We start from the raw sequence: 12,369 nt of genomic DNA, 5'->3' as shown, positions 1-12,369 counted from the left end.
AAGGCGATGCACGGCGTCAAATGAAGGCGTCGGGGAAGTGTCTGTGCGCCGCTGCGTCAAGGTCGATTTTAATCAGCCGCAAAAGGCCGTGGGCCTCAAGGCGGGCGCGCAGATCAGGGCTGTCGCCGATGACCTCGTCATAGAATTGGCGGAGTCCGGCAAGGCCGGACTCCGCCTCGATCAAGGTAAAGAGATCATGCAGGGACAAGCCGCCATTCTCCGGCGTGGTCGCGGGTTTGATCTCTGACCGGTAGGACCCCTTTTGCAGGCGGTACGTGTACGCCGCGCGCCATGCGTCCCAGGATTTGGCGTGGCAATGCGCCAGATCCATTTGCGTGAGTTCGACCGCATCGACCAGCATCTTGCCGTCCTGAAACGCATTGTGAATACGCACGGTCATGTCGGGTAATCCGGTGCGCACAAACAGCTTTCCTGCCAGATGGCTGAGAAAGCCACCCCGAACATATGTGCCGAAGGTGGGATAAATCTCATTCACCAACGCTCGCCGGTTCGGGCCTGCTGGAATAAAGGCCTTGAAGGCCCGGTCACTGCCGCCGAGCAACTCCACGGGGCGGACACGGGCCGCGATCTGTGTGCGGTCCAACGCACCCAAGGCCTCTGCGATCGGGGGCTGAGACACGAGGAATTCGTCGACATCCATATGGATCAACCAATCCACCTCGGCGCGACGATTGTAGGCGTGGGTGGCATTTAGGGTCTGCCGCACCTGATGCCGGTCCGGTCGTTTGCCGATCAGCTTTTTCCAATGCGCCACGTCGCAGGTTTGCACCCGGATTTTGGAATGGGCCTTGAGGGTGGCATATGCGTCCGGGTTTTCCGCATCAAGATAGAGGTAAAGCCGGTGCGCGCCCTGCTCCAGATGATAGGCCGCAAAGCGCAGAATGTCGGGCGCAGGGGCCAGGATCGTGGCGCTGAGGCCCCATTTGGTCAACGATCAGCCCTCCAGCTTGCCGAAAAATCGCGCGACCTTGGCGTCAAGATCAAGCGTCCGGGTGACCAGCATGTCATGGGTGGCCAACAGGTCAAGCCGTTCAGGTGTGGCGACGGACAGTTCTTCGTGGAAGTGCCGCAAGGCGGGGATGCCGCCATCTTCCATCAGCGTCGTGATCAGCCCGCCCAGAGGGTTGTAGCGGCCCTTGCGATTGCGATAGCTGCCTTTGTCCAGGCGGTATGTAACGTGGCGGTGAAAGGTTTCCCAGTCCGGCGCGTGGGCGTGTCCGATATCGAGATCTGGGATCACGGTGGCAGGGCGCACGATATTGCCGAAATGGCGCAGGGCGTGAATGCCCAACCGCACGCCCTCCAGCCCGGTGCGCGCGATGTTCTTGGGACTTTGCGTGCTGAGAAAGCCGCCAGAAATGTGATCGCCATAGGTGGGATAGATTTGGCGCACCGCCGCCCTGCGCCCGATACGTTTGAAGTACTGCGGATCGCCCGGGTGGTCGAGCATCTCGACCGGGGTCATTGCGATATGCGTGGTGAGCGGGTCTGCCCCTGCCAGCGCTTCGGTCATCGGCGCAGGAGCAAGGATGAACTCGTCCACATCGATATGCGCGAGCCAGTCCAGTTTGCAGATCCGGTAGATGCGACTTGCATTAAAAGCCTGACGTAACTGATGGCTGTGGCGCAGTTTTTCCTGCTTCCCGGCCCAGTACGCGTCATCGCATTGGTAAAACCGAACACGCGGATGGGCGAGCCGCTCCGCGATGGCGGGGTCGGGTTGATCCAGGTGCAGATGGATGCGGTGGGCGCCCATATCGAGGTGAAAGGCCACGAACCGCGCGACCTGTGCCAGCGGTGCTTTGACTGTCGATACGATGCCCCAGCGCAGTTTCGCCGGATCCGTCTGGACCGGTTGCGGCACCAGCAAAAGGGGGCCGCCCGCCATATTTCAGACCATCATTTCCTTGGTCGCGGTCAGCGTCACATCGGGGTAGTCCCGCCCAACCCGGTCGATATCCCATTGCAAACGCGTGAGATAAACGATGTCGCCGTCGTGATCATGGGCGATGTGCTGCTTGTTGGCGTCGCTGAATTTTTCGACGGCCTGTTTCTCCCCGCTGACCCATCGGGCAGAGGTGAATTGTGACGCCTCGAACCGAACGGGCAGCCCGTATTCCAGCTCGATCCGGCTGGCCAGCACCTCGAATTGCAGCGCGCCAACGACGCCCACGATAAAACCGGAGCCGATGGAGGGTTTGAACACTTTGGCGGCCCCTTCCTCGGCAAATTGCATCAGCGCTTTTTCAAGGTGTTTGGCCTTGAGCGGGTCGCCCGCACGCACCCCTTGCAACAGTTCCGGCGCAAAGGACGGGATACCCGTAACACGCAAAGCTTCCCCTTCGGTTAACGTGTCACCGATGCGCAACTGGCCGTGGTTGGGGATGCCGATGATGTCGCCGGCCCAGGCCTCCTCGGCCAGTTCCCGATCCGAGGCGAGGAACATCACCGGATTGCTGATCGCCATGGGTTTTTTCGAACGCACATGGGTCAGTTTCATCCCGCGTTTGAAGTGGCCCGAGGCCATGCGGACAAAGGCGACGCGGTCGCGATGTTTGGGGTCCATGTTGGCCTGGACCTTGAAGACAAAGCCGGAAACCTTTGTTTCTTCTGGTAAAATTTGGCGTGGTTGGGCTTTTTGGATTTGTGGCTCCGGGCCGTAAGTCGCGATGCCTTCCATCAATTCCTTGACGCCGAAGGAGTTGATCGCGGAGCCGAACCAGATCGGCGTCAGCGACCCTTCGAGCATCGCGGCCCGGTCCAGCGGCGGCAGCAATTCGCGGGCCATTTCAAGCTCTTCGCGCAGTTGGGCCAGTTGGGCTTCGGGGACGTGCTGCGCCAGTTTGGGGTCGTCCAGGCCGTTGATTTCGATGGATTCCGCGACCTTGTTTCGGTCGGCCCGGTCCATCAGTTCGAGCCGGTCGCGCAGGATGTCGTAACAGCCGATAAAGTCGCGGCCCACACCGATGGGCCAACTGGCCGGGGTCACGTCAATGGCCAGGTTTTCCTGAATTTCGTCAATGATTTCAAAAACGTCGCGGCTTTCGCGGTCCATCTTGTTACAGAATGTCAGGATCGGCAGGTCGCGCATGCGGCAGACCTCAAAAAGCTTTTGTGTCTGGCTTTCCACGCCCTTGGCCCCGTCGATCACCATGACGGCGGCGTCCACGGCGGTGAGCGTGCGATAGGTGTCCTCGGAGAAGTCCGAGTGACCGGGTGTGTCCACCAGATTGAACCGGAACTCTTTGAAATCAAATGACATTGCAGAGGCCGAGACAGAAATGCCGCGATCCTTCTCCATCGCCATGAAGTCGGAACGTGTGCGCCGCGCTTCGCCCTTGGCGCGGACCTGTCCGGCCATCTGGATCGCCCCGCCAAAGAGCAGGAATTTTTCCGTCAGCGTGGTTTTGCCCGCATCGGGATGCGAGATGATCGCAAAGGTGCGGCGGCGGGCAATTTCGGGCGGCAATTCTGCGCGATTTGAAGTGGTGTCCAGCATGTCGCCGCGTATAGAGCGCGGCCCTGCATGGTGCAAGACACCGTGGGGGCACCGGGCGTGCACCCTATGTGCACCGGATGTGCACCGGCAGCGCGCGCCCGGCTTGGCAGTTGTTAACTTGTTGTCAGCATTCTTTGCAGATCACCTGCAACAGGAGCCTGGCCCATGACCCGCAAGACAGCGCATACCGACATGATCCAAACGCTGGAGGATCACCAGCAGGAGATGATGTTCAAGTGGATCGACGGCAGTCTGCCGGATGAGTGGAACGGCATGGACACCTGGCATCCTGTGCGTCGTCACAAGACCCGCGTCACCCTGCGGCTGGACAGCGACATGGTACGCTGGTTTCGCAAGCTGGGGCCGGGCTATGGCCAGCGGGTGAACGATGTCTTGCGAATCTATTACACCGCGTTGCTCGCCGGTCACATCCGCGCCCATTACGATGATGACGTCACGCCGCGCCTTGTTTCGGAGGCGCGCCGCCAGGTGGAAGCCTTGAATGGCTGACGCGGAGCGCACGGCAGGGTGGCGAACAAAAATGGGCTACTGACAAAAACTGTCAAGTGCCCCTCCTAAGCAGGCCCCATAAACCCGCCAAGGAAGGCACTCAAATGACACTTGATGAAATTGCGAACGAATTGGTTGCAGGCTGCCGCGAAAATCGGACCACGCCCAATCTGGACAAGCTCTATGCGCCCGATGCGACGTCGGTCGAGGCCGTGGACATGGGCGGGGGCCGTTCCGTTCAGGGGCTCGATGCGCTCAAGGGCAAGCACGCCTGGTGGGACGAGAATTTCGAAGTGCTGGGTGGCAGCATTTCCGACCCGATGCCGCATGGGGACGATCGCTTTGCGGTGATCTTTGAAATGCAGGCAAAGAACCTCAAGAGCGGCGAGATCGAGGATATGAAGGAAGTCGCCGTTTACCATGTGTCGGGTGGCAAGATCGTGCGCGAGGAATTCTTTTACAACGCATGAAGAAATGACTGTCGTCGCGTTTGGCCCGGTCTATCGGGTCGACGCGCGGCGCAGGATTTCCGTGGCGTCGGGGCGGTCGAGCAATGTCTCGGTGACGTCGAAGCCCGATAGCCCGCCATCTGTGCTGTCAGGCAACTTCGCGGTTACCTCATGCGGGACAACAGGCTCGCTGCGCGTGTCGATCAACATGGATTCCGCTGCAATCCCCTCGGCGTAGATGATTTGATGCGTGTCAAAAACGAGCTCGAAATAGTCGACGAAGCCGCCATCCTGAACGGTCACGCTCTCTCCGTTCACAAGATGCCGTGCCTTGATCATGAGCTCGGAGCGGCCCGCACCCAGCCGATCCTGCCGCTGATAGATGAACAGGCGATGATCGGGGGACACGATCAGATCGTGCATGTTGTTGAGCGCGCCTGCGCGAATGCAAATGGGGGCAAACTCCCCCACGGCGCGAACTGTCGACTGCCCGATCCAGCGGATCTCCCGCGCGCCGTCATTGCGCGTCAGAACCCGGTCGCCGACGGACAGGTCTTCGATCGGGGTCTGAAGGCCCGAGGACATGGTGATGTGCGTGCCGCGGGTGAACCGCGCGGAGGACAGGTGCGCGAATTTGGCCTGCGCACTGTCGCGGTCAATCCCGACAAGCGCGTATGACGTGCGTGGCACCAGAGGCGAAAGGGGCATCAGGTAGATCCCGTCGATATCGCCCGCATCATCGACCTCGACCAGAACAAGCGCATCGGTGATCTGCCCATCGGGGGACATCAGCGTCAGGGCGCAATCGAGGTGAATCGTGGCCCCGGTTTGGCCCACGGTGCTGTCAGGCGCGACGGTCAGGACGGCATGCGCGCTGGTGTTCAGCGTCAAATGTTCGGGGATCGCAGTCAGGCTCAGCTGATAGACGTCGTCCAACATCAATTCATCCGCGTGCGACAGGGGATCGCCAAGATTAGCCCCGTGCGTGACCACGAAACTCTCGGCCCGGTAAACCGGCAGGCTTTGGCCTGAGCTGGGTATGGATATATGTGTCATGGCCCGTCATGGATGAGGTCTCATCAACTTATAATGTAGAATTGTGGCGCGGATCGGTCAACGGCGCGGTCTTTGGCTGGCGCATCGGGTGACGTATGGTTACTTCTGAGGCTTCGGAATGATCGGGAGAGATGGAATGGATTTGGGAATTGCAGGCAAACGTGCGGTGGTGTGCGCATCGTCCAAGGGTCTGGGGCTGGGCTGTGCAGAGGCATTGGCCGCGGCCGGATGCAATCTGGTGATGAACGCGCGCGGCTCAGAGGCGCTGGAGGCGTCGGCCGCTGACATTCGCGCGAAGCATGGTGTGGATGTTGTGACGGTTGCGGCGGATGTGTCGACGGCAGAGGGTCAGGCAGAGGTGATCGCGGCGGCCGGAAATGCGGATATTCTGGTCAACAATGCGGGCGGTCCGCCCCCCGGCATGTGGACGGATTGGGACCGCGACGACTTCATCAAGGCGCTGGACGCCAACATGCTCGCCCCGATTGCGCTGATCAAGGCATTGGTGCCGGGGATGATGGAACGCGGTTGGGGCCGGGTTGTGAACATTACGTCGCAATCCGTCAAGGCGCCGATCCCGGTGTTGGGCCTGTCAAACGCGGCGCGCACCGGCCTGACCGGCTATGTGGCCGGGACGTCGCGCCAGGTTGCGGGGCAGGGCGTGACTATCAACAACCTGTTGCCCGGTATCCATGCGACGGATCGCGCCATCGCGTTGGACGGCGGTGTGGTAAAGGCGCAAGGCATCACGCTTGAAGAGGCGCGCGCACGGCGTGAGGCGACGATCCCGGTTGGGCGATACGGTACACGCGAAGAATTTGGCGCGACCTGTGCGTTCCTGTGCTCGCAACATGCGGGCTTTATCGTGGGCCAGAACATCCTGCTGGATGGCGGAGCGACTGTGGCCACCATTTGATGGCAAAGGGTCCGCCGACATTTTCGGCGAAGGATCAGCTGTTTAACGCGAGATCTTTGGGTGATTTGGCGGATGAGTACGACGCGACCTTGTCCGGTTTTGACCGGGCGGGGTTTCTGGAGGCGTCGCTGTCGGGCATTCCGGATCGGTCGTTAATGGCCTGTCTGGACTGGTTTGCGGAGTGTCTGGAGCCGTATCTGGCTTCTGATTTTCCAACGATGGCGGATCAATTGGAAGCCGCGCTGCCGCCGCGTCTGGATCCCACGTTGCGCGACGACGATTTTGGCCGCTTCATCCACGCGGTTCCCGGTGTGCTGGCGGTACGTCATGGTCTGGAGGCGCATCCGGAGCGCGCGCTCGATCTGATCCATGCGGCGACACAACGTTTTTCGATGGAATTCTACATCCGTCCGTTCGTGAACCGCTGGCCGGATGTGACGCTGGCGCGGTTGCGGGACTGGGCGGGGGACGGGAATTACCATGTGCGCCGATTGGTCAGCGAGGGGACGCGGCCCAGATTGCCCTGGGCGCGCAAGGTTGATCTGACGCCGGACCAGACCCTGCCTTTGCTGGACCGGCTGCATGGGGATGGCACGCGCTTCGTCACCCGCTCTGTCGCCAATCATCTGAATGATATCGCCAAGTTCGATCCGGATGCGGTGTTGGACCGGCTGGAGGCCTGGGAGGCAAGCGGCGCGCAAAACGCCAGAGAACATCAGTGGATGCAGCGTCATGCCATGCGCACGCTGATCAAGACCGGTCATCCGCGCACGTTGGATATGCTCGGGTTTGCACGTGACGTGCCTGTGGCTGTCACGGTGGACATTGAAACGCCGCAAGTGATGCGGGGGGATGGATTGGCGTTCACGGTCACCGTGACCGGGAAACGGTCCGTCCCGGTGTTGATTGACTACCGGATACGTTTTGCGCGACCTGGCGGCAGGTGGGTGGAAAAGGTGTTCAAGCTGAAGGTGGGCACGGTGACGGCGGGGTCTCCGTTGGTCATCCGAAAGGTGCACAAGCTGAAAGCGGACGCGACGACCTTTGTGCTGCATCCGGGGGCCCACGGGCTTGTGGTGCAAGTCAACGGCGTGGACCGTACCGAGGCCCGTTTCGATGTGATTTGATCGCTGTGCGGCACTGTTTTGGCCCGGGGGGCCAAAATGCGCCCGCCCACCGACCCTTGGGAGGCGTGTCCCTCGCGCAATGGGCGCATTTTCGGGTATTCGTAAGCGTGAGGGGGTGAAGATTTTTCGGAGAAAAATCTTCGATGGTTGGCAGGAGTGAGTCGCCTTAAAGTAGGTCGGCACCTTGGTGCAATCGCACTTGCGCAGTCAACAGCGTGGTTCGTTCTGCGTGCATTTCCGTGCCTGATCCGGGGCTTGGCCGTCTGCGAACGCTTGCGGGTTCGCGACCAGCCTGATACCTCCCGACTGTTTTAATCGGGAATGCGTCAGTGACAGCACCGCGTCTGGAAATTCGAAACCTCATGCGCAGCTTTGGTGGGCGCACCGTGGTCGACGGTGTGAGTCTGAGTATCCAACCGGGGCAGGTCACCTGCCTTCTGGGTCCGTCCGGATGCGGTAAATCCACGACATTGCGGATGATCGCCGGTGTCGAAATGCAGGATTCTGGCGAGATTTACGTCGATGGCAGTTTGATTTGCGACACCGTTTTTCGAATCCCACCGGAGCGTCGCGAAATTGGTCTGATGTTTCAGGATTTCGCCCTGTTTCCGCATTTGAGCGTGGCCGGCAATGTGGCCTACGGCCTGTCCGGGTCGAAAGACGCGCGTCGTGCCCGTGTCACGGAAATGCTGGAGCGCGTTCACATGAGCCGCTTTATCGATATGTATCCGCATCAACTCTCGGGCGGTGAACAGCAGCGCGTGGCCCTGGCACGTGCTTTGGCCCCCCGTCCAAGGATCATGCTGATGGACGAGCCGTTTTCTGGCCTTGATAACCGTCTCAGGGATGGCATCCGCGACGAAACGCTGGCGATTCTCAAGCAAGAAGACACCGGCGTTTTGCTGGTGACCCATGAGCCGGATGAGGCGATGCGCATGGCCGACGAAATCGCGTTGATGCGCGACGGCAAGATCGTGCAGCGGGGTGCACCCTACAACGTTTACACCCGACCGGTTGATCGGGCATCGGTGGCGTTTTTCAGTGACGCCAACAGGTTGCGTGCGACGGTTCAGGGGGCGTTGGCCATGACGCCTTTTGGCCGTTTCCTCGCGCCGGGCGTCCCGGATGGCACGGCGGTCGATATTGTTTTCCGGCCCCAGCATGTGCGCATCGATTTCGACCGTGCCGGTGTCGGGCCTGGGCCCACGGCGGCCGAAGGGACGGCCGCCCGGGCCGAGGTCATCCGTGCCCGCTTCATGGGCAACGAGAGCCTTGTGGAGTTTCGTCTGAGCCATGACGGGTCGGTAATGAAGGTGACCGTGCCGGGGGTGTTCCTGCCGCAGATGGGGACGGCCATGTGGCTGCGCATCCGGCGCGACAAGTGTTTTGTATTTCCAGCGGAGGCGCGCGCATGAGTGGCCCGATGATTGTGGAGTTTGGCATGGGGACATCCCTGCGCCGCGGTGACTATACGGAGGCGGCAGCACGTGCGATCCGGGCGGCCTTGTGGCGCAATTCGATCAATCTCTCGGAGTATATGGGGGTGGGCAAAGATGCGATGCGCATCGGCGTCCGTATTGGCTGCGCACGGCCCGAGGCGGTGGATGTGGCCGCGTTGGCGGACGTGTTTCCTTATGGTCAGGTGACCTTTGTCGTTGAGCAGGGCGGGCTGGACGTGGCCCGTCCGGACGGTGTCGGCCATCCGACGGTGATGGCGCAGGCGGCCCTGATCGTATCCGTGGATGTGCCGTCATGACCGAACAGCGTATCATCATCGAAATGGCGCAGGGCGTCGATCTGCATGGCCGCGACGACACCAAGGCGGCCCGCCGGGCGGTGGAGCAGGCCTTGCAGGGCGCGTCCTTGCCGATTTTCGGAACTCTGGATCTGCCCCGTGATATCATGCGTGTTGTCGTGCATATCGGGGTGCCGCGTCCGGAGGCGGTGGATGTGGCTGTGATCGCGGCATTACTGCCCTATGGATCTGTCGAGGTGCTTGTCGAAAAGGGCGGTCTGGATGTGCCTGTGGCGGGTGATGTGGCCGTGATGGCTGCGGCTGCGTTAGAGGTATTTTTACCGGTGCGGTAACGTGTTTGTCACGCGTTGTGCGTTGTGCGTCGTGCGGGACTGTTTTGCGCAGGCGCAAAAGGCGCCCGCCCGCCGACCCATATGCCTCACAGGTTCGGGTCGTAGTCACTGAGGCTTTTGCCGGGCTCATCAATGAACATTTCGGGCAGCGCTTCGGCGGACTGGATCAGGTCCACGCGGAAGACGCGGAAGGCCTGGCGCAACTCGCACCATGCGGTGAGGGTCCAGACGCGCCCCCAATATTCCATGTGCAGGGGGCGGATCGTGCGGCTGGTGATCGTGTCGCCTTTGGAATGATAGGTGAGTTTCAGTTTCTGCTTGGCGCGGATGGCCGCGCGCAGGGTCGGCATTTGGGAGAATCCGCGCACCACGTCGGCGAAGGGGTAGACGGCGAATTTCCATTTGTCCGCATCCGCGATGCCGCGTTCGGGCAGGACGGCATCGATCTTGTCGGCCAGAGACGTGGCGGCGGCCCGGAGCGTGTCATCGGCGGCTTCGGCCACGATGGCCATGCCTAGGTTGAGCGCTTCGAGTTCTTCGGGCGTGAGCGTGAGGGGTGGCAGGCTGATCGCCTGGGTGATCCGGTAGCCGACGCCGCGCGCGCCTTGGACCGGCACGCCGGAGGCCACCAAAGTGTCCATGTCGCGGTAGAGCGTGCGCACTGATACGTTCAAGGCCTGCGCCATGTCCTGCGCACGATGCAATTGCCCGTCGCGCAGAATTTGCATGATGTCAAAAAGGCGATCGGTGCGGCGCATGTCACCCTACCTTTGCGTGTTGCGGCAGTCCGTTTGGTGCGGCGATCATGGCCGCAACATCGGGTGCGAGCCTATGTGTGACTGGGCGCAAGTAAGCCGAGTATTGGCCCTCAAACGTGACAGTGCAGGTTTGGGTCGCACCAACTGACATTAACTTGTCAGTTGGTGCGTGGCCAGTCATTTTTTTCGTATTCAGAACCGGAAAGACACGCTCAAGAGGGCGCATCGGTCTTTTCGCACCCGCAGCACAAGCGTAGAACACTCGGTGACAGGCGGGCACTCTCCCGCCACTGAGGGAGATAGACTATGTTGAACAATATTGGCCTGCCGGGCATCCTGCTGATCGCCGTTGTGGTTCTTGTGCTCTTTGGACGGGGCAAGATCGCGAGCCTGATGGGCGAAGTGGGCAAGGGCATCACCAGCTTCAAGAAGGGCGTCAAGGAAGGGCAGGATGAGCTGTCTGACAGCGTTGCTTCGGACGAGTTGAAAGACGTCACGCCCGAGACCGAAAAAGACAAGGCTTAACCCATGCTCGATCTCGGCTGGACCGAGTTGCTGGTCATTGGGATTGTGGCGCTGATTGTCGTCGGCCCGAAGGACCTGCCCGTACTGTTTCGCAATGTCGGCCAGTTTGTCGGCAAGGCCAAGGGCATGGCGCGCGAATTTTCGTCGGCCATGAATCAGGCGGCGGATGATGTCGGCGTCAAGGATATCCAGAAAACGATAAGATCGGCGGCAAACCCTGTCGGATCGGCGATGGACGGCGTCAAGGACGCGGCCAAGGACATCACGTCTTCGCTGGCCGATCTGGACCCCGAAAGCGAGACCGGTAAGTTGGCCGCCCAAAAGGCCGAACGTGCCGAAAGCGCGAAGAAAATCCATGCAGCCACTGCACGTGCGGCGGCCGAACGCAAGGTCCGCGAGGCCGAAGAGGCCCTGAAGCGGGCGGAGAAATACGAGGCGGAACTCGCCCCAGAGCCCCCCAAAGAAAGCTGACATGAGCCAAACCGAAGACGTGGACGACAGCACAGCGCCGCTGATCGAACATCTGGCCGAGCTGCGCACCCGCCTTATCCGGGCGGTGCTGGCCTTTCTTGTGGGCATCATTCTGGCGTTTGTGGTGGCCGAGCCGATCCTGCAATTTCTGCTGGAACCGATCGAGGCGACGCTGCGCGATCTGGGCGACCCGTCGCCGACGATGCAGTATACCAGCCCGCAGGAATATCTGTTCACCTTGTTCCGCATCTCGATGGTCTTTGGCTTTGCGCTGGCCTTTCCGGTGATCGGGTTCCAGCTGTGGCGCTTTGTGGCGCCGGGGCTGTATAAACAGGAAAAGAACGCGTTTTTGCCGTTCATGATCGCCTCGCCGATCATGTTTTTTCTGGGCGCGTCCTTTGCACATTTCGTCGTGACGCCGCTGGCGATGGCGTTCTTTCTGGGCTTTGCCGATGTGCCGTCGATCATCGCGGACATCATGAGCGGATTCGTGACGACCGACGTTCCCGGCCTCGATGTGCCGGTTCTGGAAGAGGCTGCGATCCCCGTCACCGATGAAGGCATCCGCATCACCTTCTTTGGCAAGGTGAACGAAAGCCTTGATATCACGCTGAAGTTCATCATGGCCTTTGGCTTGTGTTTCCAACTGCCCGTGCTGCTGACACTGATGGGCAAGGCCGGGTTGGTCAGTGCCGAAGGTCTTGGCAATGTGCGCAAATATGCCGTCGTTGGCATTCTGGTCCTGGCCGCTTTGGTCACGCCGCCGGATGTGATCACCCAAGGGATTTTGTTTGTCGTTGTCTACGGCCTGTACGAGGTTTCGATTTTCCTCGTGCGCCGGGTGGAAGCCAAACGCGAAGCCAAGCTGCGCGCCGAAGGTTATTATGACGACGAGGACGATCTGGGCGATGTGCCGGAAGATGACGCGAAATGAACGTAATGTCGGAGC

Annotated in this window: 15 protein-coding genes; 10 read left to right on the top strand and 5 right to left on the bottom strand. The window is 60.7% G+C overall.

Going from position 1 to position 12,369, the window contains the following annotated elements; genetic code table 11:
* Positions 1–16: 16 nt before the first annotated feature.
* Genes LC354_RS09760 through LC354_RS09750 form a run of 3 tightly spaced genes read right to left on the bottom strand, consistent with a single transcriptional unit; the run spans position 17 to position 3,520 of the window.
* Positions 17–952 (bottom strand): glycosyltransferase family 2 protein, encoded by a 936-nt coding sequence (locus LC354_RS09760; protein ID WP_223423341.1) that lies wholly within the window; start codon positions 950–952, stop codon positions 17–19.
* A gap of 3 nt (positions 953–955) precedes the next feature.
* Positions 956–1,909, bottom strand: a complete 954-nt coding sequence (locus tag LC354_RS09755) for a glycosyltransferase family 2 protein (protein ID WP_223423340.1) — start codon at positions 1,907–1,909, stop codon at positions 956–958.
* Positions 1,910–1,912: 3 nt separating this feature from the next.
* Positions 1,913–3,520 (bottom strand): peptide chain release factor 3, encoded by a 1,608-nt coding sequence (locus LC354_RS09750; protein ID WP_223423338.1) that lies wholly within the window; start codon positions 3,518–3,520, stop codon positions 1,913–1,915.
* Between the two features lie 165 nt (positions 3,521–3,685).
* On the opposite strand from LC354_RS09750, the gene LC354_RS09745 reads away from it, so the two are divergent.
* Both LC354_RS09745 and LC354_RS09740 read left to right on the top strand, forming a co-directional pair.
* Complete coding sequence (locus tag LC354_RS09745; protein ID WP_223423336.1) at positions 3,686–4,030, top strand: BrnA antitoxin family protein; 345 nt, start codon at positions 3,686–3,688, stop codon at positions 4,028–4,030.
* A 104-nt stretch (positions 4,031–4,134) separates the two neighbouring features.
* A complete protein-coding gene (locus LC354_RS09740) occupies positions 4,135–4,500 on the top strand; it encodes a nuclear transport factor 2 family protein (RefSeq protein ID WP_223423334.1) in 366 nt (121 codons plus the stop codon).
* Positions 4,501–4,530: 30 nt separating this feature from the next.
* Here LC354_RS09740 and LC354_RS09735 read toward each other — a convergent pair whose 3' ends face one another.
* The gene (locus LC354_RS09735) at positions 4,531–5,535 is read right to left on the bottom strand and encodes a Hint domain-containing protein (RefSeq protein ID WP_223423332.1); all 1,005 of its coding nucleotides are present in this window, start codon (positions 5,533–5,535) and stop codon (positions 4,531–4,533) included.
* 136 nt (positions 5,536–5,671) lie between these two features.
* On the opposite strand from LC354_RS09735, the gene LC354_RS09730 reads away from it, so the two are divergent.
* The 5 genes from LC354_RS09730 (at position 5,672) to LC354_RS09710 (ending at position 9,666) form a co-directional block, all read left to right on the top strand.
* The gene (locus LC354_RS09730; protein WP_223423331.1) at positions 5,672–6,451 is read left to right on the top strand and encodes an SDR family oxidoreductase; all 780 of its coding nucleotides are present in this window, start codon (positions 5,672–5,674) and stop codon (positions 6,449–6,451) included.
* Entirely contained in the window at positions 6,451–7,578 is a 1,128-nt protein-coding gene (locus LC354_RS09725) for a DNA alkylation repair protein (protein ID WP_223423329.1), read from the top strand. Before LC354_RS09730 ends, LC354_RS09725 begins: the two co-directional genes overlap by 1 nt.
* A 362-nt stretch (positions 7,579–7,940) precedes the next feature.
* Positions 7,941–8,993 carry an ABC transporter ATP-binding protein gene (locus LC354_RS09720; RefSeq protein ID WP_223423393.1) on the top strand — a complete coding sequence of 351 codons (1,053 nt, stop codon included), beginning with the start codon at positions 7,941–7,943 and terminating at the stop codon, positions 8,991–8,993.
* Positions 8,990–9,334, top strand: coding sequence for a Lin0512 family protein (locus tag LC354_RS09715; protein WP_223423327.1), 345 nt, complete (start codon positions 8,990–8,992; stop codon positions 9,332–9,334). The genes LC354_RS09720 and LC354_RS09715 overlap by 4 nt, the downstream gene beginning before the upstream one ends.
* Positions 9,331–9,666 carry a Lin0512 family protein gene (locus LC354_RS09710; protein WP_223423325.1) on the top strand — a complete coding sequence of 112 codons (336 nt, stop codon included), beginning with the start codon at positions 9,331–9,333 and terminating at the stop codon, positions 9,664–9,666. Before LC354_RS09715 ends, LC354_RS09710 begins: the two co-directional genes overlap by 4 nt.
* Positions 9,667–9,752: 86 nt before the next feature.
* Here LC354_RS09710 and LC354_RS09705 read toward each other — a convergent pair whose 3' ends face one another.
* Complete coding sequence (locus tag LC354_RS09705; RefSeq protein WP_223423323.1) at positions 9,753–10,424, bottom strand: helix-turn-helix transcriptional regulator; 672 nt, start codon at positions 10,422–10,424, stop codon at positions 9,753–9,755.
* 306 nt (positions 10,425–10,730) lie between these two features.
* On the opposite strand from LC354_RS09705, the gene tatA reads away from it, so the two are divergent.
* Genes tatA through tatC form a run of 3 tightly spaced genes read left to right on the top strand, consistent with a single transcriptional unit; the run spans position 10,731 to position 12,354 of the window.
* Positions 10,731–10,949 (top strand): twin-arginine translocase TatA/TatE family subunit, encoded by a 219-nt coding sequence (gene tatA / locus LC354_RS09700; RefSeq protein WP_223423322.1) that lies wholly within the window; start codon positions 10,731–10,733, stop codon positions 10,947–10,949.
* A gap of 3 nt (positions 10,950–10,952) precedes the next feature.
* Complete coding sequence (gene tatB, locus LC354_RS09695; protein ID WP_223423320.1) at positions 10,953–11,420, top strand: Sec-independent protein translocase protein TatB; 468 nt, start codon at positions 10,953–10,955, stop codon at positions 11,418–11,420.
* Between the two features lies 1 nt (position 11,421).
* Positions 11,422–12,354 carry a twin-arginine translocase subunit TatC gene (gene tatC / locus LC354_RS09690; protein WP_223423318.1) on the top strand — a complete coding sequence of 311 codons (933 nt, stop codon included), beginning with the start codon at positions 11,422–11,424 and terminating at the stop codon, positions 12,352–12,354.
* The last annotated feature ends 15 nt before the right edge of the window (positions 12,355–12,369 follow it).

The sequence above is a fragment of the Tateyamaria pelophila genome, from assembly GCF_019966495.1.
In the GTDB taxonomy this organism is placed as follows: domain Bacteria; phylum Pseudomonadota; class Alphaproteobacteria; order Rhodobacterales; family Rhodobacteraceae; genus Tateyamaria; species Tateyamaria pelophila.
The sequence above is the reverse complement of the archived record's forward strand: the minus strand, read 5'-3'. Positions and strand labels throughout refer to the sequence as shown.

Excerpts from the sequence above, each read along its gene's own strand:
- LC354_RS09755 (WP_223423340.1), bottom strand. The coding sequence starts at position 1,909 with ATGGCGGGCGGCCCCCTTTTGCTGGTGCCGCAACCGGTCCAGACGGAT.
- LC354_RS09750 (WP_223423338.1), bottom strand. The coding sequence starts at position 3,520 with ATGCTGGACACCACTTCAAATCGCGCAGAATTGCCGCCCGAAATTGCC.
- LC354_RS09745 (WP_223423336.1), top strand. The coding sequence starts at position 3,686 with ATGACCCGCAAGACAGCGCATACCGACATGATCCAAACGCTGGAGGAT.
- LC354_RS09740 (WP_223423334.1), top strand. The coding sequence starts at position 4,135 with ATGACACTTGATGAAATTGCGAACGAATTGGTTGCAGGCTGCCGCGAA.
- LC354_RS09735 (WP_223423332.1), bottom strand. The coding sequence starts at position 5,535 with ATGACACATATATCCATACCCAGCTCAGGCCAAAGCCTGCCGGTTTAC.
- LC354_RS09730 (WP_223423331.1), top strand. The coding sequence starts at position 5,672 with ATGGATTTGGGAATTGCAGGCAAACGTGCGGTGGTGTGCGCATCGTCC.
- LC354_RS09725 (WP_223423329.1), top strand. The coding sequence starts at position 6,451 with ATGGCAAAGGGTCCGCCGACATTTTCGGCGAAGGATCAGCTGTTTAAC.
- LC354_RS09720 (WP_223423393.1), top strand. The coding sequence starts at position 7,941 with ATGCGCAGCTTTGGTGGGCGCACCGTGGTCGACGGTGTGAGTCTGAGT.
- LC354_RS09715 (WP_223423327.1), top strand. The coding sequence starts at position 8,990 with ATGAGTGGCCCGATGATTGTGGAGTTTGGCATGGGGACATCCCTGCGC.
- LC354_RS09710 (WP_223423325.1), top strand. The coding sequence starts at position 9,331 with ATGACCGAACAGCGTATCATCATCGAAATGGCGCAGGGCGTCGATCTG.
- LC354_RS09705 (WP_223423323.1), bottom strand. The coding sequence starts at position 10,424 with ATGCGCCGCACCGATCGCCTTTTTGACATCATGCAAATTCTGCGCGAC.
- tatA (WP_223423322.1), top strand. The coding sequence starts at position 10,731 with ATGTTGAACAATATTGGCCTGCCGGGCATCCTGCTGATCGCCGTTGTG.
- tatB (WP_223423320.1), top strand. The coding sequence starts at position 10,953 with ATGCTCGATCTCGGCTGGACCGAGTTGCTGGTCATTGGGATTGTGGCG.
- tatC (WP_223423318.1), top strand. The coding sequence starts at position 11,422 with ATGAGCCAAACCGAAGACGTGGACGACAGCACAGCGCCGCTGATCGAA.